At 54.0% G+C, this 24,057-nt stretch carries 26 protein-coding genes; 17 read left to right on the forward strand and 9 right to left on the reverse strand.

What is annotated here, in order from left to right:
* Nucleotides 1–166 precede the first annotated feature (166 nt).
* Genes HCU74_RS10695 through HCU74_RS19815 form a run of 12 tightly spaced genes read left to right on the forward strand, consistent with a single transcriptional unit; the run spans nucleotide 167 to nucleotide 9,268 of the window.
* Nucleotides 167–490 carry a 2Fe-2S iron-sulfur cluster binding domain-containing protein gene (locus tag HCU74_RS10695; RefSeq protein WP_168450416.1) on the forward strand — a complete coding sequence of 108 codons (324 nt, stop codon included), beginning with the start codon at nucleotides 167–169 and terminating at the stop codon, nucleotides 488–490.
* Between the two features lie 10 nt (nucleotides 491–500).
* Nucleotides 501–1,424 carry a catechol 2,3-dioxygenase gene (locus HCU74_RS10700; RefSeq protein ID WP_168450417.1) on the forward strand — a complete coding sequence of 308 codons (924 nt, stop codon included), beginning with the start codon at nucleotides 501–503 and terminating at the stop codon, nucleotides 1,422–1,424.
* Nucleotides 1,425–1,470: 46 nt separating this feature from the next.
* Entirely contained in the window at nucleotides 1,471–2,928 is a 1,458-nt protein-coding gene (locus HCU74_RS10705; RefSeq protein WP_168450418.1) for a 2-hydroxymuconic semialdehyde dehydrogenase, read from the forward strand.
* 7 nt (nucleotides 2,929–2,935) lie between these two features.
* The gene (locus HCU74_RS10710; protein ID WP_168450419.1) at nucleotides 2,936–3,796 is read left to right on the forward strand and encodes an alpha/beta fold hydrolase; all 861 of its coding nucleotides are present in this window, start codon (nucleotides 2,936–2,938) and stop codon (nucleotides 3,794–3,796) included.
* A complete protein-coding gene (gene dmpE, locus HCU74_RS10715) occupies nucleotides 3,796–4,581 on the forward strand; it encodes a 2-oxopent-4-enoate hydratase (RefSeq protein ID WP_168450420.1) in 786 nt (261 codons plus the stop codon). The genes HCU74_RS10710 and dmpE overlap by 1 nt, the downstream gene beginning before the upstream one ends.
* 24 nt (nucleotides 4,582–4,605) lie before the next feature.
* Nucleotides 4,606–5,541, forward strand: coding sequence for an acetaldehyde dehydrogenase (acetylating) (locus tag HCU74_RS10720; RefSeq protein WP_168450421.1), 936 nt, complete (start codon nucleotides 4,606–4,608; stop codon nucleotides 5,539–5,541).
* A gap of 13 nt (nucleotides 5,542–5,554) precedes the next feature.
* Nucleotides 5,555–6,592, forward strand: coding sequence for a 4-hydroxy-2-oxovalerate aldolase (gene dmpG / locus HCU74_RS10725; RefSeq protein WP_168450422.1), 1,038 nt, complete (start codon nucleotides 5,555–5,557; stop codon nucleotides 6,590–6,592).
* The gene (dmpH, locus tag HCU74_RS10730) at nucleotides 6,589–7,383 is read left to right on the forward strand and encodes a 2-oxo-3-hexenedioate decarboxylase (protein WP_168450423.1); all 795 of its coding nucleotides are present in this window, start codon (nucleotides 6,589–6,591) and stop codon (nucleotides 7,381–7,383) included. The genes dmpG and dmpH overlap by 4 nt, the downstream gene beginning before the upstream one ends.
* Before the next feature lie 18 nt (nucleotides 7,384–7,401).
* Entirely contained in the window at nucleotides 7,402–7,593 is a 192-nt protein-coding gene (locus HCU74_RS10735) for a 2-hydroxymuconate tautomerase (RefSeq protein WP_168450424.1), read from the forward strand.
* A gap of 4 nt (nucleotides 7,594–7,597) precedes the next feature.
* Complete coding sequence (locus HCU74_RS10740; protein ID WP_210425233.1) at nucleotides 7,598–8,323, forward strand: class III extradiol ring-cleavage dioxygenase family protein; 726 nt, start codon at nucleotides 7,598–7,600, stop codon at nucleotides 8,321–8,323.
* The gene (locus HCU74_RS19810; RefSeq protein WP_210425234.1) at nucleotides 8,324–8,905 is read left to right on the forward strand and encodes a ketopantoate reductase family protein; all 582 of its coding nucleotides are present in this window, start codon (nucleotides 8,324–8,326) and stop codon (nucleotides 8,903–8,905) included.
* Nucleotides 8,906–8,920: 15 nt separating this feature from the next.
* On the forward strand, nucleotides 8,921–9,268 hold the full coding sequence (locus tag HCU74_RS19815) for a ketopantoate reductase family protein (RefSeq protein ID WP_210425251.1): 348 nt from the start codon (nucleotides 8,921–8,923) through the stop codon (nucleotides 9,266–9,268).
* A gap of 62 nt (nucleotides 9,269–9,330) precedes the next feature.
* On the opposite strand, the gene HCU74_RS10750 is transcribed toward HCU74_RS19815, so the two are convergent.
* Nucleotides 9,331–9,699, reverse strand: a complete 369-nt coding sequence (locus tag HCU74_RS10750; protein ID WP_082040614.1) for a LysR substrate-binding domain-containing protein — start codon at nucleotides 9,697–9,699, stop codon at nucleotides 9,331–9,333.
* Nucleotides 9,700–9,858: 159 nt separating this feature from the next.
* Between HCU74_RS10750 and tnpA (HCU74_RS10755) the strand changes: the two genes are divergently transcribed.
* Together tnpA (HCU74_RS10755) and tnpB are read left to right on the forward strand one after the other, a co-directional pair.
* Complete coding sequence (tnpA, locus tag HCU74_RS10755; protein ID WP_168450425.1) at nucleotides 9,859–10,224, forward strand: IS66-like element accessory protein TnpA; 366 nt, start codon at nucleotides 9,859–9,861, stop codon at nucleotides 10,222–10,224.
* Nucleotides 10,221–10,556 (forward strand): IS66 family insertion sequence element accessory protein TnpB, encoded by a 336-nt coding sequence (gene tnpB / locus HCU74_RS10760; RefSeq protein ID WP_168450426.1) that lies wholly within the window; start codon nucleotides 10,221–10,223, stop codon nucleotides 10,554–10,556. The genes tnpA (HCU74_RS10755) and tnpB overlap by 4 nt, the downstream gene beginning before the upstream one ends.
* Nucleotides 10,557–10,622: 66 nt before the next feature.
* Here the strand turns inward: tnpB and tnpA (HCU74_RS20440) are convergent, their stop codons facing one another.
* From tnpA (HCU74_RS20440) to HCU74_RS10780, 3 genes are all read right to left on the reverse strand, one after another.
* A complete protein-coding gene (tnpA, locus tag HCU74_RS20440) occupies nucleotides 10,623–11,135 on the reverse strand; it encodes an IS66-like element accessory protein TnpA (RefSeq protein ID WP_210425235.1) in 513 nt (170 codons plus the stop codon).
* Entirely contained in the window at nucleotides 11,108–11,614 is a 507-nt protein-coding gene (locus HCU74_RS20445; RefSeq protein ID WP_168450427.1) for a diguanylate cyclase, read from the reverse strand. The genes tnpA (HCU74_RS20440) and HCU74_RS20445 overlap by 28 nt, the downstream gene beginning before the upstream one ends.
* Before the next feature lie 85 nt (nucleotides 11,615–11,699).
* Complete coding sequence (locus HCU74_RS10780) at nucleotides 11,700–14,714, reverse strand: Tn3 family transposase (RefSeq protein ID WP_168450428.1); 3,015 nt, start codon at nucleotides 14,712–14,714, stop codon at nucleotides 11,700–11,702.
* Nucleotides 14,715–14,924: 210 nt separating this feature from the next.
* Here HCU74_RS10780 and HCU74_RS20330 point away from each other — a divergent pair, with 210 nt between their 5' ends.
* The 3 genes from HCU74_RS20330 (at nucleotide 14,925) to HCU74_RS20030 (ending at nucleotide 17,306) form a co-directional block, all read left to right on the forward strand.
* Nucleotides 14,925–15,584 carry a TetR/AcrR family transcriptional regulator gene (locus tag HCU74_RS20330; RefSeq protein ID WP_008250649.1) on the forward strand — a complete coding sequence of 220 codons (660 nt, stop codon included), beginning with the start codon at nucleotides 14,925–14,927 and terminating at the stop codon, nucleotides 15,582–15,584.
* Between the two features lie 83 nt (nucleotides 15,585–15,667).
* A complete protein-coding gene (locus HCU74_RS20025) occupies nucleotides 15,668–17,020 on the forward strand; it encodes a PEP/pyruvate-binding domain-containing protein (RefSeq protein ID WP_240472467.1) in 1,353 nt (450 codons plus the stop codon).
* Nucleotides 17,021–17,024: 4 nt separating this feature from the next.
* Nucleotides 17,025–17,306, forward strand: a complete 282-nt coding sequence (locus HCU74_RS20030; protein ID WP_246864573.1) for a DUF305 domain-containing protein — start codon at nucleotides 17,025–17,027, stop codon at nucleotides 17,304–17,306.
* A 150-nt stretch (nucleotides 17,307–17,456) separates the two neighbouring features.
* On the opposite strand, the gene HCU74_RS10800 is transcribed toward HCU74_RS20030, so the two are convergent.
* The 5 genes from HCU74_RS10800 to HCU74_RS10820 form a co-directional block, all read right to left on the reverse strand.
* Entirely contained in the window at nucleotides 17,457–18,458 is a 1,002-nt protein-coding gene (locus HCU74_RS10800; protein ID WP_008251014.1) for a DNA-binding protein, read from the reverse strand.
* Nucleotides 18,459–18,613: 155 nt separating this feature from the next.
* Nucleotides 18,614–18,955, reverse strand: coding sequence for a YnfA family protein (locus HCU74_RS10805; protein WP_008251016.1), 342 nt, complete (start codon nucleotides 18,953–18,955; stop codon nucleotides 18,614–18,616).
* A 3-nt stretch (nucleotides 18,956–18,958) separates the two neighbouring features.
* Nucleotides 18,959–19,846, reverse strand: coding sequence for a cation diffusion facilitator family transporter (locus tag HCU74_RS10810; RefSeq protein ID WP_008251018.1), 888 nt, complete (start codon nucleotides 19,844–19,846; stop codon nucleotides 18,959–18,961).
* Between the two features lie 74 nt (nucleotides 19,847–19,920).
* Complete coding sequence (locus tag HCU74_RS10815) at nucleotides 19,921–23,037, reverse strand: efflux RND transporter permease subunit (RefSeq protein ID WP_008251023.1); 3,117 nt, start codon at nucleotides 23,035–23,037, stop codon at nucleotides 19,921–19,923.
* Nucleotides 23,038–23,049: 12 nt separating this feature from the next.
* Nucleotides 23,050–24,015 carry an efflux RND transporter periplasmic adaptor subunit gene (locus HCU74_RS10820; protein WP_168450429.1) on the reverse strand — a complete coding sequence of 322 codons (966 nt, stop codon included), beginning with the start codon at nucleotides 24,013–24,015 and terminating at the stop codon, nucleotides 23,050–23,052.
* Nucleotides 24,016–24,057 lie beyond the last annotated feature (42 nt).

The following is a 24,057-nucleotide window of genomic DNA, read 5'->3' on the forward strand; positions in this document are numbered from 1 at the left end:
CACGCACGGATTTCGTCTGTGGTTGGGTAGTGCGCGTTCGCCTTAAGAAGGTAGTTTCGGGCAGTAGCCTGTTGGACTTAATATGGAAAAACTCTCGGCAGCGGCTGACGGCGCGGTAGACAGGCGGCGCTCGGCTCTGTTCAAGAAGATTTGACCAGGAGGTAGCATGGCCGTGTTTCAGGTAGTTAACCGCACGACGGGAGACCACTTTACCTGCCAGGAGGGCCAGAGTGTGCTCAAGGCCATGGAGCAGAGGGACCTGAAGTGTGTTCCCGTGGGCTGCCGGGGTGGTGGTTGCGGATTTTGTAAGATTCAGGTTCTGGAAGGGCATTTCGAGTGCGGCAAGATGAGCAAGCGGCACGCCCCGCCTGAAGCCGTTGAAAAAGGGGAAGTTCTGGCCTGCCGGATCTACCCACTGACTGATCTGATCATTGAGTGCGTGCCTCTGCCTGAGGCGGCACCTGCGAAGCAAACAACAAAAAACCGTTGAGGTAACTGTCATGAAAAAAGGTGTAATGCGTCCCGGCCACGTTCAGATCCGTGTTCTCGATATGGATGAAGCTGTCAAACACTACACGGACCTGCTGGGCATGATCGAAACCGACCGCGACGACCAGGGCCGTGTCTATCTGAAAGCCTGGACCGAAGTGGACAAATTTTCTGTGGTTCTGGTGGAAGCCGACGAGCCGGGCTGCGACTTCATGGGCTTCAAGGTGGTGGACGAAGCCGCCCTGAACCAGTTGGAAAAAGACCTTGTGGATTACGGTGTTGGGGTTGAGCAGATACCGGCGGAAGAGCTGAAAGACTGCGGTCGCCGCGTTCGCTTTACTGTGCCCTCCGGGCATGCCTTTGAGCTTTATGCTGACAAAAAGTACACCGGTAAGTGGGGCGTATCCAGCGTCAACCCGGAAGCCTGGCCCCGTGGCCTGCAAGGCATGAAAGCCGTGCGTTTTGACCACGCCTTATTCTACGGCCCTGAACTGGCCGCCGTGTATGACATCTTCGTCAACGTGTTGGGCTTTTACTTGGCGGAACAGGTTCTGGACCCCGAAGGCACTCGCGTAGCGCAGTTCCTGACCGTCTCTATGAAGGAACACGATGTGGCCTTCATCCACCACGAAGACAAAGGCAAGTTTCATCACGCCTCCTTCTTCCTGGATACCTGGGAAGCGGTGCTGCGGTCTGCCGATCTGATCTCCATGACCGATACCTCTATCGACATCGGCCCGACCCGTCACGGCCTGACCCACGGCCAGACCATCTATTTCTTTGACCCGTCTGGCAACCGTAACGAAGTGTTCTGTGGCGGTGACTATCACTATCCGGACCATAAACCCATTACCTGGAAGGCGGAAGACCTCGGTAAGGCGATTTTCTACCACGATCGCGTGCTGAACGAACGCTTCCTGACCGTGTTGACCTGATTAGGAACAGGCCGAACGTGATTAAATTTAACAGGACTAGGCAGCCATGAAAGAGTTCAAACATTTTATTAACGGCGAGTACGTGGCTTCGGCCAGCGGCAAAACATTTGAAAATCGATCGCCAGTGGACAATAGCCTGATCGGTCAGGTTCACGAGGCCGGTGAGGCGGAAGTCGATGCTGCCGTTCGTGCCGCTAAAGCCGCGCTTAAGGGCCCCTGGAGCAAGCTGACCCAAAACCAGCGTGCCGCCATGTTGAACAAGATCGCAGACCGCATTAATGAGCGTTTCGACGAATTCCTGGCCGCAGAGTGCCTGGACACGGGCAAACCGCGCTCAATGGCCAGCCATATCGACATTCCCCGTGGCGCAGCCAACTTTAAAGAATTTGCTGACAGTATGAATCATCCGACTGAAGGCTTCCGAATGGATACCCCGGATGGCAAGGGCGCCGTGAACGTAGGCCATCGGACACCAAAGGGCGTTATTGCCGTGGTGTCTCCATGGAACCTTCCTCTGTTGCTGATGACCTTCAAGGTTGGCCCTGCGCTGGCCTGTGGTAACACGGTTGTTGTTAAACCGTCGGAAGAAACACCTGCTACGGCCACTTTGCTGGGTGAGGTCATGAACGAGTGTGGTGTGCCACCAGGTGTGTTTAATGTGGTGCACGGTTTTGGCCCTGACTCTGCGGGTGCTTTCCTGACGTCTCATCCATTAGTGGATGCGATCACCTTCACCGGTGAAACCCGTACCGGTGAGATCATTATGAAAGCCGCCGCAGTGGGCCTTCGTAATGTTTCCATGGAGTGCGGCGGAAAAAACCCTGGCCTTGTGTTCGCCGACTGCGATCTCGAAAAAGCCGTGGAGGGCACGATGCGCTCCGCGTTTGTCAACTGTGGTCAGGTTTGTTTGGGCACCGAGCGGGTCTATGTAGAGCGTTCGATATTTGACCAGTTTCTCGCCCGTATGAAAGAAGAGGTGGCCAAGCTGAAACTGGGCCGACCAGAAGATCCCGATGCGAATTTCGGGCCGCTGGTCAGCTTGGAGCATCGTGACAAAGTTAAAAGCTATTACGACTTGGCTCGCGAAGAGGGTGCAACCGTCGAGATTGGTGGTGGCATTCCTGACATGGGCGCAGAGCTGAACGATGGCGCCTGGATTGAACCGACCATCTGGACCGGCCTGCCTGAAGACGCCCGTGTTATCCGCGAGGAAATTTTTGGTCCGTGCTGTCACATCCGTCCGTTCGACACCGAAGAAGAAGCCATCGAGTTGGCCAATGACACCAGCTACGGTCTTGCCTGCGCCATCTGGACAGAAAATTCTGCCCGGGCTCTCCGCGTGGCGGAACAGATGGAAGTTGGTCTGGCGTGGGTGAACTCCTGGTTCCTGCGTGATCTGCGCACATCCTTCGGCGGTGCCAAACAATCAGGGATTGGTCGTGAGGGCGGCGTGCATGGTCTGGAGTTCTACACTGAAACCAAAAACATCTGTATCAAACTGTGAGGTAGCCATGAACGTACCTGTAGATAGCCCTGAAATCGGGCGTGAGATCACCGCGGCCGGCTACCGGACCAATGTGCACGATCACGGCGAAGGTGGCTTCCCCTTGATGATGATTCACGGTTCCGGCCCCGGGGTAACCGCCTGGGCCAACTGGCGCCTGGTGATTCCCGAGCTGGCCAAACACCGCCGGGTGGTTGCGCCGGACATGCTCGGCTTTGGTTACAGCGAGCGTCCGGAAGACAAGATCTATAACCGTGAGCGTTGGGTAAAACACGCCATCGGTGTTATGGACGAGCTGGGGCTTGATCAGGTCGATCTGGTGGGCAACTCCTTCGGGGGTGGTCTGTCATTGTCGTTGGCCATCGAGCATCCAGAGCGCGTTCGCCGTCTGGTGCTGATGGGCTCTGCCGGGGTCAGATTTCCGATCACCAAAGGCCTGGATGAAGTCTGGGGTTACCAGCCCTCGCTGGAATCCATGCGCCGGTTGATGGATGTATTTGCCTTCAACAAGGGGCTGTTGACCGACGAACTGGCAGAAATGCGTTACCAGGCAAGCGTTCGCCCCGGCTTTCAGGAATCCTTTGCCGCCATGTTTCCGGCCCCGCGCCAGCGCTGGGTAGACAGCCTGGCAAGCAACGAGGATGACATCCGCGCCCTTCAGCACGAAACCCTGATTATCCACGGTCGCGAAGACGAGGTGATTCCCCTGGAAGCCTCATATAAGTTGGCTGAGCTGATTGATCGTGCCCAGTTGCATGTGTTCGGCCGCTGCGGTCACTGGACACAGATTGAACACGCCTCCCGGTTTGCCCGTCTGGTTGAGGATTTCCTGAACGAAGCGGATCAAGCCGCTGCCGGAGACAAATAATGGATAAGCAAAAAATCCAGCAGTTCGGAGACGAACTTTACGAAGCCATGGTCAAGCGGGAAGCAGTCTCCCCGCTGACTAGCCGTGGCGAAGACATCAGCATTGAGGATGCCTACCACATCTCCCTGCGCATGCTTGAGCGCCGGCAGCAAGCCGGTGCCCGGGTAATTGGCAAAAAGATCGGCGTCACCAGCAAGGCGGTGATGAATATGCTGAATGTACACCAGCCCGATTTCGGTTACCTGACCGACGACATGGTGTTTAACAGTGGAGAAGCCGTGCCCATCAGCGACCGGCTGATTGCGCCAAAGGCTGAGGGAGAGATTGCCTTCATTCTGAAGAAAGACCTGGCCGGCCCCGGCGTGACCAATGCCGACGTGCTGGCGGCCACCGAATGCGTAATGCCGTGTTTCGAGATCGTCGATTCACGCATTCAGGACTGGAAGATCGCCATTCAGGACACCATCGCTGATAACGCTTCCTGCGGTTTGTTTGTGCTGGGTGACAACGCGGTCTCCCCTCGGGATGTTGACCTGGTGACTTGCGGCATGGTGGTGGAAAAGAACGGTTCCATCATCAGCACCGGTGCCGGCGCAGCTGCACTGAGCTCTCCGGTGAACTGCGTGGCGTGGCTGGCCAACACCCTGGGTGAGTTCGGCATTTCCCTGAAGGCAGGTGAAGTTATCCTGTCAGGCTCCCTGGTACCGCTGGAGCCGGTGAAAGCCGGTGACACCATGCGTGTGGACATTGGCGGGCTTGGCAGCGCATCTGTGCGCTTTGTCTGACCCGGACCAAATGAGGACAAGATTATGAACAAGAAAATCAAAGCCGCCATCATAGGTTCGGGCAACATCGGCACCGACCTGATGATCAAGATCCTGCGTAACGGCAAGCATATTGAAATGGGTGCCATGGTGGGTATCGACCCGGAATCCGATGGCTTGGCCCGTGCCAACCGCATGGGCGTAGCCACCACCCACGAAGGCGTGGATGGCCTGGTGAAAATGCCGGAATTTGCCGACATCGACATCGTATTTGACGCCACCTCTGCCGGCGCGCACATGCACAACGAAGTGTTTCTGCGTGGCCACAAAGAAAACATCAAGATTGTCGACCTGACCCCCGCGGCCATTGGCCCCTACTGTGTGCCGGTGGTGAACCTGGAGCAGAACCTGAGCGAAGGTAACGTGAACATGGTCACCTGCGGTGGCCAGGCCACCATCCCGATGGTGGCCGCCGTGTCTCGCGTGGCCAAGGTGCACTACGCCGAAATTGTGGCCTCGATTTCCAGTAAGTCTGCCGGCCCGGGCACCCGCGCCAACATCGACGAGTTCACCGAAACCACCTCCAAGGCCATTGAAGTGGTGGGCGGCGCCCAGAAGGGCAAGGCCATCATCATCCTGAACCCGGCCGAGCCTCCGCTGCTGATGCGGGATACCGTGTACGTACTTTCGGATGCGGCAGACAAGGCGGAAGTTGAGGCTTCCGTGGAAGAAATGGTGAAGGCCGTGAACAGCTATGTGCCGGGATATCGCTTGAAACAGAAAGTGCAATTTGACGACATTCCGGCCGATCAGCCCATGAACGTCCCGGGCCTTGGTCGCTTCAGCGGCCTGAAGACCTCCATTTTCCTGGAAGTGGAAGGTGCCGCCCATTACCTCCCGGCCTACGCCGGCAACCTGGACATCATGACCTCTGCAGCACTTGGCACCGCTGAGCGCATTGCCGAATCGCTGGTCAACTGAGGAGGAAAAAACGATGACTTTTAATCCTGGCAAGAAACTCTACATCTCCGACGTGACCCTGCGCGACGGCAGCCACGCCATCCGCCACCAGTACTCCATCAAGAACGTGCAGGACATTGCCCGTGCCCTGGACCAGGCCAAGGTGGATTCCATCGAAGTGGCCCACGGCGACGGCCTTCAGGGCTCCAGCTTCAATTACGGCTTCGGCGCCCACACCGATCTGGAATGGATCGAAGCGGTGGCCGAAGTGGTGACCCACGCCCAGATCGCCACTCTGCTGCTGCCCGGCATCGGTACCGTCCATGACCTGGACAACGCCTACAACGCCGGTGCACGAATAGTGCGAGTAGCGACCCACTGCACCGAAGCCGATGTGTCCAGACAGCACATCGAACATGCCCGGAAGCTGGGCATGGACACCGTCGGTTTCCTGATGATGAGCCACATGCAGACCCCGAAAGGTCTCGCGGAACAGGCCAAGCTGATGGAAGACTACGGGGCTACCTGCCTGTACGTGGTCGACTCCGGCGGCGCCATGAACATGAACGACATCCGCGACCGCTTCCGGGCCCTGAAAGACGTGCTGAAGCCGGAAACCCAGACCGGCATGCACGCTCACCACAACCTCGCCCTTGGTGTGGCCAATTCCATTGTTGCCGTCGAAGAAGGTTGCGACCGGATTGATGCTTCCCTTGCCGGCATGGGTGCCGGTGCCGGCAACGCCCCGCTGGAAGTCTGTGTGGCCGCCTTTGACAAGATGGGTTGGGAGCACGGCACGGATGTCTACGCCCTGATGGACGCGGCCGACGATATTGTTCGCCCGTTGCAGGACCGCCCGGTACGGGTGGACCGTGAAACCCTGGCGCTGGGTTACGCCGGTGTCTATTCCAGCTTCCTGCGCCACTCCGAAGTGGCGGCGCAGAAGTATGGGCTGAAGGCCGTGGATATTCTGGTTGAGCTTGGCCGCCGCCGTATGGTGGGTGGCCAGGAAGACATGATCGTGGATGTGGCGCTGGATCTGCTGGCCGCCCAAAAGGAGCAAAACGCATGAGCAAAACATTGAGCCGCGAGCAGATGCTGGCCCTGGCCGAACATGTGGAAAACGCCGAACTGCAGGCCCATGACATTACCAAGGTCACCAATGATTACCCGGATATGACCTTCGAGGATGCCTACGACGTTCAATGGGAAATTCGCCGCCGCAAGGAGGAGCGGGGCAACAAGATCGTTGGTATGAAAATGGGGCTAACGTCCTGGGCCAAAATGGCACAGATGGGTGTCGAGACCCCGATCTATGGTTTCCTCGCCGATTATTTCAGCGTGCCAGATGGCGGCGTGGTCGACACCAAAGAACTGATTCACCCGAAAATCGAGGCCGAGATTGCCTTCGTCACCAAGGCACCCCTGAAAGGGCCAGGGTGTCACATTGGCCAGGTTCTGGCAGCGACCGACTTCATGATTCCTGCTGTGGAAGTGATCGATTCCCGTTATGAGAATTTCAAGTTCGATCTGGTGAGCGTGGTTGCCGATAACGCTTCGTCGACCCGCTTTATAACCGGTGGCCAGATGGCCGACGTTGCGGACGTGGACCTGAAAACCCTGGGTGTGGTGGTCGAGAAGAACGGCGAAGTGGTCGATGTGGGCGCAGGCGCTGCCGTGCTGGGCCATCCGGCCTCCAGCGTGGCCATGCTAGCGAACCTGCTGGCCGAGCGGGGCGAACACATCCCTGCAGGCACCTTCATCATGACCGGTGGTATCACCGCCGCCATCGCCGTGGAACCCGGTGACAACATCACTGTGCGTTATCAGGGACTGGGAACCGTTTCCGGACGATTCATCTGACTCTGACAAGGAGGCGTTATGCCCATTGCTCAGCTTTACATTATTGACGGTAGAACGGACGAGCAGAAAGAAACCCTGATCCAGGAAGTGAGCGAGGCCATGGCCCGCTCCCTGGATGCCCCCATGGACCGTATCCGGGTAATGATCACCGAGATGCCGAAGCAACACTTCGGTATTGGTGGTCAGTCGGCCAAAAAACTGGGGCGGTAGACAGGTGAGCAAACTGCCAGTGCTGTACCTGTCCTGCGAAACGGAAGCCCTGACCGGTCCCAAGGGACAGGAGAGTCTGCGCCGACTGGTACCGCGGGATCAAGTCGTGGACAGCGTGGCTTTTATCACCTCAGAGGAAGGCGGCGCACAGCCGAACATACTTCACCAGTGTGGTGAGGGCGTTCTGGCCAGGCGCCTGCAATCCGACATGAAGGCGCGGGGGTTTGAGGTTGCCGTCAATGGTTCGCGGGAGCCCGGCCTCAAGCTGCTTGCCGAGAGCATGATACAGCTGGTGCCCGCGGAGGTGATTGAATTGCGCCTCAATACCGGGATGGCCAGTGAGCATTATCGGGAGATCGGCCACTGCATTGAAGCATTACGGGATCAGGGTGTATTACTGATTTGCCTTGACCGACTGGACGCCAATGGCAATAACGCCAGCTATCATCAGCCCCACGACAGCTATATCCGGAACCTGATCCGGCAGTGGGAGGATGAGCAAAGGTGGGTGAATGCGATGTCGAACTCAAGCCTCAGGGGAGGTGGTTCGTACGCCACCAATGGCAGCCCCGTGGCAGAACCGACATTATGTATCCTCAATACCGCCTTCAGCCTGGGCGGAATGAAAGCGCCCCAGCGCCTGTTCGGGTTTTCCCTGAATCAGAAAGGCAGTCCCTCGCAGGTTATGGTTGGATGCAATAAACTACGGAAAAAACAAAGGATTCCGTAAATGCTCAAACTGTTGATGGTGGGTGCCGGCGGCATTGGTGGTTACTACGCAGCAAGGTTTCTGGAAGCAGGGCATCAGGTTGTACTTACAGCCCGCGGGGCTCATTTGCATGCGCTTAAGCGGAGCGGCTTGACAGTCCACTATGAAGGTCGCGAGCCGGTCCATATGGCGGCTGCTCATGACCATCAGGAACTTGTCACCCGATATAAGTCTGACGAGTTTGACCTTATCATCATCACACTCAAAGCCACGGCAACAGTTTCGGTGGTGAGTGAGCTCGGCGACTGGCTGAAGCAGGGACGGGCACCCGTGCTTTCCTTGCAGAACGGAGTCGATAATGAACCACTGCTAGCGAAAGCAGTTGGTGCTGAAAGAGTCATCGGTGGACTTGCGGTCCTTATAGGAGGACACATTGCGAGGCCGGGCGTTATAGAAGCCGAGGGCCTCGCGCAAATCGTGATGGGGGAATGGCCCAAAGTCAGCGGTAGGCAGGATTCCCGAACTCCGCTACTCAAGATCCTGGTTGCCGCTTTTAATGATGCCGGTATTCCAACTAGGTATTCCGATAACATTAACTATTAGCTCTGGCGTAAACTCCTGATTAATAACGGGGTTAACCCACTCTCTGCCCTTACTGGCTTGGATACTCGAAGCCTTACCCATCACCCCGGATTCAGAAAAATCGTGTATGGAATGATGGCTGAAACCGTCGAAGCCTCAAAGGCAGACGACGTGAATCTCGGAAAGAAGGACCTGGGCGAGATGTTTGAGCTGATCAGTAGCTTCAATGCGATCAAGACGTCAATGCTTGTCGATAGGGAAAGAGGTCGCCCGCTGGAACTGGATACCATTGCCGGGGCGGTACTGCGACGCTGCGAGCGTCTGGGGATTAAGGCTCCCTATACTGAGGCAGTCCACACATTATTGATGCACTCAGGTGATTGAAACCTTGGGATGAATTCATTGACGGGCGGGCATTGAAGCAACCGGAGGCTTGCCTGCGCTCGCTATTTGAACCTGTCCCAGTACGGAGGTTCGCCGAAAAAACTGTCGATAAAGTCGACAAAGCTAGGAACCTTGCTTGCCAACAACTGCCGGTGTGCATATACCGCATAAAGTACCATGGGCTCTGGTTCATGCTCTGGCAGGACGACCTTCAGTTTTCCTTCCCTGATCGCCGCCCCAGCAATGAAGGTGGGCTGCAGGGCGGTGCCGGCTACGGCAATCGCCGTTTCTATCAATACGTCACTGTTATTGCTGATCATCTCCCTAGTTTCGTCGCGACCACTGCCTTGTAGCCACTTCTGTACCGTGTGATCTGCATCCAGGGTAAGTAGTCGCCCCTGAAAAATAAAAACCTGAGTAAATGCAATTATTTACCGTGAATCTGGGGTATACAATCCACCATAAATTTACCCGTTTCGCTCAAAAACCGGGAAAATGCCCATGATCCGTAAGCGGCCGATAATCCCATCTTGAGCCAGGCGCTGCCGCCGTCAGGATAGTGTCCACTTATTTTCTAGTGGACACTTAACATGAACGAAGTAAGCGTAACCAAGCCCTACCAACGCCGTCGCCGGTTTTCCGGGGAATTCAAAGCCCAGATTGTTGCTCAATGCCTGGCACCTGGTGCCTCCGTTTCCCGGATCTCCCTGGATAACGTCCTCAACGCCAACATGGTCCGGCGCTGGATGAGTGAAGCGCAGCGAGCGGATAAAACACCGGAATTTGTACCGGTCAAACTGCCAGCGGCAACCTCAGCACCGAGCAACCCGTCGGTCTCGGACAAGCGTAGCACCATCCGCATTGAGATTCCCCGCGCCGGCGGTGCGGTCGTGGTGGAGTGGCCTGCGGAGCAGGCTCACCAGTGTGCTGCCCTTTTGCGGGACCTGTTGGGATGATACGCATCGACGAGATCTGGCTGGCCACTGAGCCGCTGGATATGCGGGCGGGGCCCGACAAGGCCCTGGCCCGGGTTATTCAGGTGTTTGGTTCAGCCAGACCCCATTGCGCCTACCTGTTCGCCAACAAAAGGGGCAACCGGATGAAGGTACTGATCCACGATGGCCTCGGCATCTGGCTCTGCGCCCGCCGGCTGAACCGAGGCAAATTCCACTGGGGCGAAACCTGGCGCGGTGAGCAACTGCGCCTGACCGAAGAGCAGTTGTCCGCCCTGGTTCAGGGCCAGCCCTGGCAACGCCTTGGGGCCGACGGCGTTATCTCCATCCTGTAACCACAAGTGCCGTGATGCCGCTATAGCCAGAACCGCGAATCGCTTGCCGCACAGGGACTTGGCATATTAGGTGGCATGACTCAGCGCCCCGACATCAACCAACTCTCTGCCGATCAGCTCCGTGCCCTGGCGACGGAACTGATGGACTCTCTGGACGCCAAGGATCAAGTCTTGGGCCTGAAGGAGCGAGAGTTGGTGCGCAGCAACGCCATCATCGAGAAGCTGACCCACGAAGTAGCCATCCTCAAGCGTCACAAGTACGCCAGGCGCAGTGAACAACTCGATGCGGATGGTGCTACGCTTGTCCGAGACCGATTGGTTGCCCGATAAAGCAGTTGCCACAGGCAGATTAACCGGAACAAATCCCGGCGTTCCTGGTGTTTTATTCGCTCGCTGCGCGCCCTTCATCCAGCGCCGGACCATGTTGGCGTTGAGACCGTTATCCAGTGAGATCCGGGAAACCGAAGCACCGGGTTCCTGGCACTGGGCAACAATCTGAGCTTTGAATTCCCGAGAAAACCGGCGACGGCGTTGGTAGGGTTTGTTTACGCTTAATTCTGCACTTCCCCCAATACGCATGACACACACGACCCATCTGAGTCTTGCGATCCTTCCGATCGCTCACCGGATCGGGCCCTTGAAAAAACCACAAAACGGAAGTTCGGTGAGGCTTTGGCCCTTGTCTTGGCGAAGCTGGCGAATTCTGAGATTTGATCGGCCGTCACCTTCTCGTCGGGGCCTACCTCTACAGTGCCCGCTGACAGAGATACCAGTGGAAAACGGCAGGGCTGGCCGTTTCGGTCTTCGGATTCAATAAACCCGCTTTTCAGTATGCAATCGCTGTAAAAGCGCCGGCTTCGTTCGGCGAATAGTGACTGTACGGTACCAGCATTATAATTAGCTGAGGACGAAGAGCTGATGACGACAAAATCGTCCCCACCTATGTGCCCGACAAAGTCATCACTGGCATGGAATACCTCTTTCAAAAGCTCAGCCAGCAAAACTATTACCTGGTCACCAACCCGGTAGCCGAGGACATCGTTCAAAGGTTTGAACATGTTGGGGTACTAGGGATTTTCCGTCCAAAAACGACAAAAATCGCTGAAAGCCCCGCCATCCGTGGCCTCTCAGGGAGTATTACTATTACCGAACCGGTAAATATCCCTCGATTGTGCGCATCAGTTCCTCCAGATCCGGTAACTTTTCACTCAATTCGAAGGTATAGATACCCTTTAAGTTGATGTTATACCAAGCCACTGGAGAAGCCTGTTTGACTATCTGTATTCGTTTATCGTCATTCTGATATTCGAAGCTGGTAAGCAGCTGGCTGAGTATGCTGGAGTTAAAATAGATGATGGCGTTGGTGACCAGACGTGCACATTCGTTCCAAAGTTGGATTTCTTCATCAGAGCTACCCCGGAACTGATCCCCATTGACGTTACTAATCGCTCGACGCAATTGGTGATAGGCCTCCCCCCGGTTAAGGGCGCGCTGAACATAGTTGCGCAGACTGGCATCATCGATGTAGTTAAGCAGGTAATTCGCTTTTACCAGGCGATTGTACTCGGTCAGGGCCTCCAACAAGGGATAGTTTTTCTTGTATCCGGAGAGTTTCCGAACCAACGTGGCCTGTGTTGTCTTTCGTTCTTTGAGAGACACTGCGATTCGTTGGATAGTGTCCCTGTGCTGCATGATACGTTTGGTGTTGATGGGCTTTTTCAGGTGTAGCTGGATTCTCTGATCCTTCCCTTCCTTTACATCAAACATCTCATTGATGACGCGGCCAACCTGCGCGTAGCGCGGCGCAAAGCTGTAACCGAACAGATCCAACAGAGCGAAGTTGACGTGATTGACCCCATGGGTATCGGTAGAGAGGACATCCGGAATGATCTCGGAGCTGTTGTTCATCAGCAAGTCAAAGATGTGGTGGGATTCGTGTTCATTCGCACCGATCACCCTGGCGTTAACGGCAGCGTGATTGGCGATTAAGCTCATGGCCGAGACGCCTTTCTGAGTGCCAAAGTACTTCGATGAGTAGCGCGTTTTGAAGGTTTCGCGCCGAGCCTCGAACTTTTGGCCATCGGCACTGGCGTGGATAATATCCTCTTGGATGTTGTAATGCTTGAAGATGGGCAGCTTGGCCGTCGCGTTGTTGATGTTATCGCTGGCTACATTCAAAGTTTCCAGTCGTAGATAGTTTGCCTGGATGGTGCTGAGTTGATCATAGGTGCGATCGGAGATTTGAGCCATGCCGTAGATGCCTTGGTTTGTCGCATTTCCCACCAGAATCGCTAGCAGGTCATATTCGTGGACTCGGCTCTTGGACTGGGAACCCATTACATGTTCAAAGCAATCAATGAACCCTGTGTCGCGGTCAACCATGCGCAACACATCGGCGACGCCCGTCGTCGGTATCTGCTGGAAGAAGGGGTTGTTGACCAGGTACTTTTTACTCGCTGTCGGTAACCGCCATAAGCGCTTACCCTTGGGATTGCGCAGGATGATATTACGGTTATCATCTTGTTCCAGGTAATCACTGACCTCATGAAAACGGATCTCCAGATCCCTGGCCATTTGCTCGATCAGTTTATGCGGTTCAGCGGTCAATTTTGGTAGCTGGGTTTGATCCAGCAACTCAGCCTTTTCTCTTTGCCAGCGTCCTCGACTCACCAGATCAGCCTCCAAAGCCCGGTATTTAACGACATTCGGCAAGGTCAGTTGCCCATTCAATCGGTCAGGGATTTGTAGATACAGGTACCATTCGTAGCGACCTGGGTTAAAATTTCCGCCCTCGTCCTGCAAGAAAGGCAACTGTTTTTTGGGTGGCAGCCGGCCGTCTATATTTGCCGTTGAGATGACTCCTGGGGCTGAGAAGTCAAGTCGGGCGTGATCCAGTACTGCTGCTAGGCGTTGAGTGCCCTCACTGCCTTCGAAGCGCAGGCAAAGAAACAGCTGCCGGAGCAAACCTTCCCTTAAGCTATCTCTCTGGTCATAATACTGCCACGTAGCTTCTTCAACGGAACGCTTTTGTTCATTCAGAAACAGACAGACGGACTCCAGGTCTTTCTCCGCAAGAAGCTTCAGGGCTTTCTGCTTTACCGACCCAAACGGTTGCTGTTGATCAATGCTGCCATCAATGAATAGGTGCAGAACTTCTGCCGCCTTGCTGACATTTTTAGCAGCTTTTTGCCAGTCCTTATAAACTGCTTCCTGCGCATAGGTCTTGGCTTTTTGCTTGATCTGTCGGACATGATGAACAAAACCATCAGCTATGCGCTCCAATGCCTGCTGCCAGCGGGACTGCAGATAGCACAGGAGATAAAGCCGCTGATTGCCCACAGACTGCCGTTTCATCTTGGCACCATAGTAGTCGACCCGCTCAGCAAGATGTTGTTGATTTTTCTGGGACAACGATAGTCCGCTCAAGAGGGAATTCACTTCCGGCATCCAGTGCTGGATATGGAAATGTACGGCCAGCTCCTTCTCCAGCTCGGTACCAGTAAAGTTACGGGCATATTGACGCAACTGTCGTAATGTAAGCGTTCCGTCACCATTTACAAGGGTGGCCAATGCTTGTTTTAAATCCGGAGACAGCTCAAATTCTACGTGGGTAATCAGCCGTTCTTGTTCCTGACCAACAACCTGGCTGATGATTTTTTGCAGTGTGCTGTAGGCTGGGATCGCAATTTTCTGCCCTGACAAATACTCAATGGCTGCATCGAAGAGGTATCTCGGAGCAGACCAAGCTTTGGCCTGCTTGATTAGGTGGGCTACCAAGGCAGATTCATGGCCTTTAGAGCTCCAGCGCTGGTATTCACAGAGTTCGAATATCCGCTGGTAAATCCGCTCGTTTTCTTTCTGAGATAGATTGAACGGCCTAAAGCCCGGTCCTGGTAGTACTGTTTGGTGGACGTGCTTGAGATCATGTTTTATCTGATGAAAACCAAGGTTTAGCGCGACAGGCTTAGCCTTAAAATAACCCAACAACAAGAAAAACATGTAGCGCTGGCCACGATTTCGGAATTTATTGCCAACTGCCAGTTCCTTGTCGTTAAGAGAGAAAAAGAATCGTTGATCGTTAGATGTGAAAATTGGGGGGCCGTAAAAATCATCTTGTTCTGCATCAGACAGGATCTGAACACGTTCTTCATATGCCATATTTTTAGCCTAAAAAAGCTAAATTTTAACCAAAATCGGTGTAAATATGGACTTCAGAGAAAGTAATACCATTTGGGAGACTACGGATGGCGGGGGCTACAGCGTTTTTTGTCGTTTTTGGACGGAAAATCCCTAGTACCCCAACATGAAAGGTGATCCATCCGCCAATTTAGTGTACGGTATCGTACAGTAATTAAGAGGTACGCACCAGTGTCAAGCAAGCAGGCCAAAGCCGCACCGTCCTCTACCGCGAGCAACGCCCGGCCCGGGCGACCGCCCGACCCGGCCAAGCAACGCGCCATTCTCGACGCCGCGCGGTCACTGCTGTTCCAGGGGGGCCCGGGTGAGCTCTCCATGGAGGCCGTAGCGCGCCGGGCGGGTGTCTCGAAGGTGACGATCTACGCCCGCTATGCCAATCGCGAAGCCCTGCTCGACGCCGTAATTGGCGACCAGGCCAACAGCCTGATGGACAGCCTCAATCTGCAACCGGAAGACGCCTCCAGTGCCCGCAAGGCGCTGTGCAGCTTCGGCCAACAGCTGCTGAGCTTCGTCCTCGGTGAGGAGCACCAGGGCTTCCTGCGCCTGGTACTGGCCAGCCCCGCTTCTTCCCAGGCGATCCTGGCGCGTATCTACCGCTCGGGACCGGAAGCCACTCACGCGCAGCTGGAACACTGGATGACCCGGGCCGATGCCGCCGGCCTGCTGCGCATACCGGACCCGCCACAAAGCACGGAGCTGTTGATTGGCATGCTGCTGGGACTGGAGTTGATCCGGCTACTCTACGGCCAGCCGGCAAAATTCACGGGCGAGTCCCTGGAAACGCATGTCGAGCAGGTGGTGGACCGCTTCCTCAGCCTGCACGGGACCTGATGGCTCCGGCGCCATGCCTGCGCGCCACAACGCCTGCCCTGGTCTATCCTGTAGCGGCAAGCCCACAAGCAGGAGATGATGCGGTGAACCAACCAGAAACCGTCCTGTGGTTCGACACCCTTGACCTCTCGTGCCTGCCGCAAGTCGGTGGCAAGAACGCCAGCCTGGGGGAAATGTACCAGCGCCTGAGCGAGGAAGGGATCCGGGTCCCCTTCGGTTTTGCCACCACGGCGCAGGCCTTCCGCGACTACCTGGCGGACAACCGGCTGGAGGCCCCCATCCGCGAGGCTGTGGCTGCCATGCGTCGAGGCAGCCAATCGCTCGAAGCCACCGGCGGAGCCATCCGCGAGCTGATCCGCAGGGGGAATTTTTCCAACCGCCAGCGCACCCTGATCACGGGCGCCTACCGCGAACTCTGTGAGCGCCTGCAGACCCCCTCCCTGGCTGTCGCCGTGCGCAGCTCCGCCACCGCGGAAGACCTGCCCGAGGCTTCCTTTGCCGGACAACAGGAGAGCTTCCTCAATGTCCGCGGCGAGGAGGCCCTTCTGCAGGCCTGCCGCGAATGCTACGCCTCCCTCTACACCGATCGCGCCATTGCCTACCGGGAAGAGCGAGGCTTCGAACACGAACAGGTCGCCCTGTCCGTCGGTGTCCAGCAGATGGTGGAATCCGCCGCGGCGGGCGTGATGTTCACCCTGGATACCGAGAGCGGCTTTCCCGACGTGGTGCTCATCAGTGCTGCCTGGGGCTTGGGGGAAACCGTCGTGAAGGGTTCGGTCAATCCCGACCGCTACATGGCCTACAAGCCCTTCCTCGAGGAGCGCGCACTGAGCCCCGTGATTGAAGCGAGCGTGGGCAGCAAGCTGGTGAAAATGCGCTATGCGCTACCGGAGGATAGCCAGCCCTCGGATGCCGACGATGATCAGGGGCCCACTGTCACCGTCCCTACCAGCACGGCAGAACAACGCAGCCGGGTGCTGGATGACGTAGCGGTCCTGCACCTGGCCCGCTGGGGAGCCAGAATCGAGGCGCACTACGGGCGGCCCATGGATATCGAGTGGGCCCGGGACAGCGACGGGCAGCTGTTCATTGTTCAGGCCCGGCCGGAAACCATAGAATCGCAGAAGGACCGCAGCGTCCTGGTGAGCTATCACCTGAAGGAAAAAGGTCGGGTGCTGCTTGAGGGGGCAGCCGTGGGCAGTGCCATCGCCGGCGGGCCGGTCTGCGTGGTGGACCGGCCGGGCGATGTCGATGCCTTTCCCGAGGGTGCCATCCTGGTCACCGAGCGCACCGACCCGGACTGGGTACCCATCATGCGCTATGCTTGGTATGTATTCAAACAAAAGAATCAACCTCGCAATCTTCGCATGTTCTGTCGTGGTATTCGTGCTCTCGTTTTGGCTGGTGCGCAGCCAGGTCACTGTGTCAGGATCTAGCTACATGCGAGCAATGATTCCGCACCACTCCATCGCAGTTATGACTTCGGAGCGTGCGCAGATTCGCGACCCCCGCGTGCGTAAGCTTGCCGACGAAATTATTGGAGCCCAGCGGCGCGAGATCGCCGAAATGCGCTACCTGATCGCTGATGTCTCGGCCGGTAATGTTGTTGAAAGGATATACGAAGATCCTCCTGCTAAAGTGGGAACGGTGGGCGATGCATTAAGAGGGTCGGCCGTCATTCTGGAAAAATTCGCCAAAGTTCATCTAATTGCATGTTTTTAATATAGTTTTTTACTACATCTTGATGTCCTTACTAGTCTAGTTAAGCTCACTGCGGACTGTGTGGGAGCCTTACACATCGTAAAAAAATTAAGACAATATAAGAAAATACCCAGCAGTCGGTCATCTGTGCTCACCGTCCAACTCTTTATTTTATTTTGGCTCCGGCGCTTTTGTTTTTTCCTCCAGTAAACGATTCATCATATCAGTCTTGATTGAAATTTCTGCTTCCAGTTTGCCTATCGATACCGACGCTTCTGCCTTCCAGGCTTGCAGCTCTTCGTTCAGCTTCTTAACTTTATCGAGTTCCTCTACTTGAGCTGCGAGCTCGGAAAGTTGAATTTTAAGCGAGTCAGACTCTTCCGCTTTGGAATCCAGATCCGTGGTAAGTTTACGTTGCTCGGTTTCCAGCTTTGCTGCTGCTTTCTGTATGGAGCCAAGCTCAGCCGCGAGCCGCCCGTTGTCCTTGTTTAACTGCGTGATATCAGATTGTTTAACTGAAAGAGTTTGATTCAGGGCGCGAATTTCAGACTGAAGCTGTTGGCTGTATTGCTCGTGCTTCCGTTGATCCTGATCGCGCTGTTCTTTTACCGACTGGCGATAATGCTCCATTGCCTCTCGACTGTGGCGATGTTTCTCTTCCAGTGACTCGATTTGGGTTTGTTTTTCAGCTAATAGCTCTCGAAGCTTTTCTTCGGTTTGAGTGGCTTTGGCTTCTTTTGCTTTTAGCTCTTCTTCGGAGGCTTTGCTCTCCTTCAGTTCAGCGAGCGTGCTTTGTAATTCGTGTTCTTTCTCTGAGAACGTTTTATTAATAGAGGCAAGCGAGCTTTCGAGTTCTTGAATTCTACCTGTAAGGGACTGCACTTGGTGCTGATGCTTGGACTGGCTTTCATCAATTGCGGCTTGTGCTTCCTGTTTCAGCGCTGAAGCTAAACGACCAATTAGTTCCTTGATGGGCTGACTGAGCAATGCTTCGTCATCCAGGCGGGCCGAAGCCTCTTCCTCTATCTCTCGTAGGTATCGATGAATGGTGGACTTGGAGCCAGTATTGCCAAGTTCCACGCGAATAGCGTCAATTGAGGGGTTTTCGCCTCGACGGACCAAGGTTTCACGCGCTTTGGATACCAGTGCTTTGTTGACGCCGCCTCTTGCCATATACCACCTCTCACTATATTTCGTACTGTATTACGTACCACGTATATACATACTATATTATATCGCTTTTCGAGACTTGAATAGCTTAAATTTAACTTTAAATAATCAAGAGTTATTGAATGTCAGGTGGATTTCGAGGCGGATTCCTTCAAAATTCAGTACGAATTTGGTACATTCCAACCAATCACGATAATACCCATACCGATCAATGCGATGCAGGCTCCCAGCCAGTCCATAGGAGAAAGTCGTACCCCATCAACCACGCGAAGCCAAACCAACGCTGTCGCCACGTAGACCCCGCCATAGGCCGCATATACCCGACCGCTGGCGGCGGGATGCAGTGTTAGCAACCAGACGAATAGCCCAAGGCATAATGCAGCAGGTAACAGAAGCCAGGTAGATCCCCCCTTGCGCAGCCAAAGATAAGGCAAAAAACACCCTACGATTTCCGCAATCGCGGTGAACACGAAAAGGCCAGCAGTTTTGATTAACAGCATACGTCACTCCTTTGGCACGTCATCACGACAAGGCTCATTGTGTAGTTCAAACTCAACGGTTGTGTGACTTAACTCAAACTCGGCCAGCACAGCGGACAAACGGCGTTTTAAATTTCTTTGATCCTCCAGTGATACATCTGCTGCAAGTTCGATATGAACCGTTAATACATGGCTTTCGCCATCCAGCGACCACAAATGCAGATGGTGAAAATGTTTAAACTCAGAAATGCTTTTAAGTTTCTCTTCGATTCCTTTTGCAATGCCTTGATCGGGTACGCCCTGTAAAAACAGCTTTAAGGTTGAGCCGATGTTTCGAACAACATTCACCAAAATAAATAAGGTGAAGCCGATCGCTAAAATGGGGTCGAGGATCGGCCACTCCACAAACATCAACACAACTGACACAATAAAAACAGCAACCCATCCGAGGACGTCCTCTAGCAAATGCCAGTTGAGCACTTTTTCATTCAGTGTCTCCCCTTTGCTGAGCTTAAATGCGGCGAACCCATTCACGGCAATACCGAAAATGGACAGCGCCAACATACCTTCTGTTACAGGCATTTCCGGATTGAAAAGACGAGGAATGGATTGATATAACACCCAACCTGAACCGGCGATAAGGACAATACCATTGATGAGCGAACCCAATAGCGATAAACGTTTGTAGCCGTAGGAAAATGAACTGGAAGCGGGCTTTTTTCCCAGTTTCGCGAGGACCCACGCCAAACCAATAGACAAACTATCTCCGAGGTCGTGGACGGCATCCGCCATAATCGCGGTGCTATTGGTCAGCACCCCGCCAATAAACTCAATAATCGTGAATCCAACATTGAGAAAGAATGCCCAGCCGATTCGTGTACTACTGTTGTCGTCGTGTGAATGAGAATGCATTGTTCCTCCAGCTCTTTTCTTTTTCTGTTTAGATTCAAAAAAAGTCGGCTCCGGCTTGTGCCGGAGCCAGACGATTATTTTTTGATTTTATTCTCTCGGCGATGAACCCACTGATACAGTACAGGCAGAACCAACAACGTCAGAATCGTTGACGAAATAATGCCCCCGATAACCACGGTTGCGAGTGGTCGCTGAACTTCTGCACCGGTACCAGTGTTTAAGGCCATGGGGACAAAACCGAGACTGGCCACGAGAGCAGTCATCAACACCGGGCGTAAACGAATCATCGCGCCGTCAATAATTGAGTTGGTCAATTCCCCTGTCTCATGCCAAAGCTGACGTATAAAGGCCAACATCACCAGTCCATTTAGTACCGCCACGCCGGACAGTGCGATAAAACCTATTCCAGCAGAGATCGACAGCGGCATGTCCCGTAAATACAGCGATAAAACACCACCAGTGAGCGCGAGCGGCACACCACTGAATATGATCAACGCATCCTTCACTGAGGCAAAGGCCATGACCAGAATACCCAATATCACCAACAAGGTAATCGGTACTACGACGGACAAGCGCTGGCTGGCAGACTCCAGCTGCTCAAAAGTGCCGCCATAGTCCAGCCAATAACCTGGCGGGATATCCGCGTTTTCACGAACACTCGCTTGTACCTCATTGACGAAACTCCCCAGATCACGTCCACGAACATTAGCGGTGACTACGATGCGGCGCTTACCGTTTTCACGACTGATTTGCGCTGGTGCAGGTGAGATGTCCAAGGTCGCGACTTCTTCGAGGGGCACATAATCCCCGTTCGGGAGTGGTACCGGCAGAAACTTCAAACGGTCGATATCGCGACGCGTTGTTTCCGGCAAGCGCACCACCAGCTCAAAGCGCCGATCACCTTCATAAATAATCCCGGCGGATTCACCGCCAATCGCAGCGGACACCCAATCCTGAAGTTCGGCAACATTCAAACCGTAGCGACCCAGGGCGGTGCGGTTCGGAATAACAGAAAGTGTTGGCAATCCCGTTACTTGTTCAACCCTAGCATCCGCAGCACCTTCAATCGAATTGACGACTTTAAGCACATCGTTGGCTGTTAACACCAACTGATCCAGATCATCTCCGAAAATCTTGATACCGAGATCCGCGCGTACACCGGAAATTAATTCGTTAAACCGCATTTGGATGGGTTGCGTAAACTCATAGTTATTGCCCGGCAACTCCTCTAGGGCTCGCTCCATTTCCTCAACAAGTTCCGCTTTGGTTTTGGACGGGTCTGGCCATTCACTATGCGGTTTTAAGGTCACAAAATTATCGGCGACATTGGGCGGCATCGGATCGGTGGCAACTTCCGCCGTGCCGATTCGGGCGAAGACTTTATCCACCTCAGGAAATGCTTTTATTCTCCGCTCAAGAATTTCCTGCATTTCCACGGCTTGCTCCAAACCTGTGCCTGGAATGCGCATCGCGTGCAATGCAATGTCACCCTCATTCAATTGAGGAATGAACTCTGAACCCAGAGTCGTAGCCAACCATAAACAAGACACCACCAAGACTGAGGCAAAACCGACCACGGCCCAGCGAAACTTTAGAGCGAGATTGAGCAGCGGTTTGTAGGCAGATTTTGCCTTGCTGATAACGATGCTTTCTTTTTCGCTGATTTTGCCGTTCATGAACACGGCAACAGCAGCAGGGACCACCGTTAACGAAAGCACCATAGCAGACAATAACGCCATCACTACGGTCGCCGCCATCGGGTGAAACATCTTGCCTTCCACACCGGTCAAACTAAATATCGGGATATAGACGATAGTGATAATGGCCACACCGAATAAGCTGGGACGAATCACTTCGGAGGTTGCGTCAAAAACAGTGTTCAATCGCTCCCGTAAATCTTGTTGACCGCTTTTGTGCTGATTCTCGGCCAGACGACGAACGCAGTTTTCAACAATAATGACCGCTCCGTCTACGATCAAACCAAAATCGAGTGCCCCTAGGCTCATCAAGTTGGCCGATACACCCGTTTTCACCATGCCGGTGATCGTCATCAACATAGCCAGCGGAATAACCGCCGCTGTGATCAAGGCAGCACGGAAATTGCCCAACAAGAGAAACAGCACCACGATAACCAGTAGTGCGCCTTCCATGAGGTTTTTGGACACGGTGGCAATGGCTTTGTCGACTAGCGCGGTGCGGTCGTAGACGGCTTCAGCCACCACGCCCTCCGGCAATGAGACCTGAATTTCTTCGAGCTTGTTAGCTACGTCTTGGGCGACCGTACGCGAATTAGCGCCGATCAGCATCATGGCAGTACCCAATACCGTTTCTACACCATCTCGCGTAGCGGCACCGGTACGTAGCTCTTTGCCAATCGCAATTTCGGCCACATCTTTTATTTTTATCGGTACAGAGTCATGTTCGGTAATGATCACATTACCGATGTCGTCCACCGTTGCGAGCTGACCTGGCGACCGCACCAAAAGCCGCTGACCGTTTCGTTCGATATAGCCCGCGCCCCGATTGTCATTATTGGCCTGCAAGGCTTGCACGACGTTTTCAACACTAACTTTGTAAAGTAGTAATTTTGTGGGGTCGGGCATCACATGATATTGCTTGTTGTAGCCACCGATGCTGTTGACCTCGATAACGCCTTTTACCTGAGCGAGTTGGGGCTTGATAATCCAGTCCTGAATTTCTCGCAATGCGGTCGCGTTATAGGACTCACCGTTAACCATGCGGGCATCAGGATTGGCTTGCACCGTATACATAAAAATTTCGCCCAAGCCGGTAGAAATCGGCCCCATTTCCGGTTCAAGCCCAGGCGGTAAGGCACTTTTGATTGCACCCAGCCTGGCGTTAATCAGGTTGCGTGCAAAATAGATATCAGTGCCTTCTTCAAACACCACCGTGACTTGAGACAAGCCATAACGTGACAGCGAGCGTGTATAGGAAAGTTTGGGTAAACCCGCTAGCGCAGTTTCTACCGGATACGTGATTCGCTGCTCGGACTCTAGCGGCGAGTAACCCGGAGCAGCCGTGTTAATTTGTACCTGCACATTGGTGATATCGGGTACCGCATCAATGGGGAGCTTTTGATAACTCCACACGCCGACTCCAACGATGACAAAAATAAAACAGAGAATTAACAAGCGCCTTTCAACGGCTAGGCGCACAATAGAATCAATCATAATGCGTCCCTTTTAGTGTTCGTGTTCGGCTTCGGATTTTTCGATATCGGCTTTGATCAGGTAGCTGTTTTTACTGACATATTCATCGCCGGACTCAAGCCCATCGACGACCTCATAAAAATGGTCGTCACTTTGACCCAGCACGAGCGGTTTAAAACGATATTCATCATTGATCTTTACAAAAACACCCTGCCGACCACCAAGTATTTGCACCGACTCTTTTGTAACAGCCAAAGAAACTGGAAAGCGACCGACCTGTACACGCGCTTCTACCATCATTCCCGGAGATAAGGTTTGCTTGCTGTTGTCCAGTTTGACTCGCGCTAACTGATAAGGGGATTCCAGCGAGGGCACAATATGATTTACTGTGGATTCGACACTGCCATCGGCAGTCAGAATATGGACGTCCTGACTTTCTGCAACCGAGGACTGCTGAGCGGGATAGACCCGCAGTTCCGCCCACACAGTGTCAAAGTTAGCAATGGAAAACAGAATTTGATCCTGGGTTACTTCGCCGGTGTTGGCGTGACGCTGAACGATGCGGCCTGAAATAGGCGAGTGGAGTTGGTAAGTCTTAAGGCTTTCATTGGATTCAATTTCCGCCAACAGATCACGGGTTTTTACTCGATCACCAATGGTCACACGTACAGATTTGACTAAGCCTTCGAAGCGGGCACGCACATGAATTAATTGTTCTGGCCCCGACACCAACGAGCCGTAAACAGTAATGGTTTGATTAAGTTCCTGCGAACCTACACGACTGGTTACGATCCCCACTTGCTGTGCCATCTCGCCATTAATACGACTGCTGTTTTCTTCGCCGTGGCCATGCTCATCCTCTCCATCATCCTCATGGCCATATTCTTTGTGATCTGCCGAGGGATTCTCTTCGTGATTAATATGGTCGCCAGCCGCGTATAGGTAAGTGCTGAAAACAAGGATTAAGACTGTAAGACCGGTGATAATTGCATTTTTCATAGTCATAAATTCCTGAGGTCTGATGGTGATCAAACCCGGTGT

It is taken from the genome of Spongiibacter thalassae (genome assembly GCF_012272835.1).
Lineage (GTDB): Bacteria > Pseudomonadota > Gammaproteobacteria > Pseudomonadales > Spongiibacteraceae > Spongiibacter > Spongiibacter thalassae.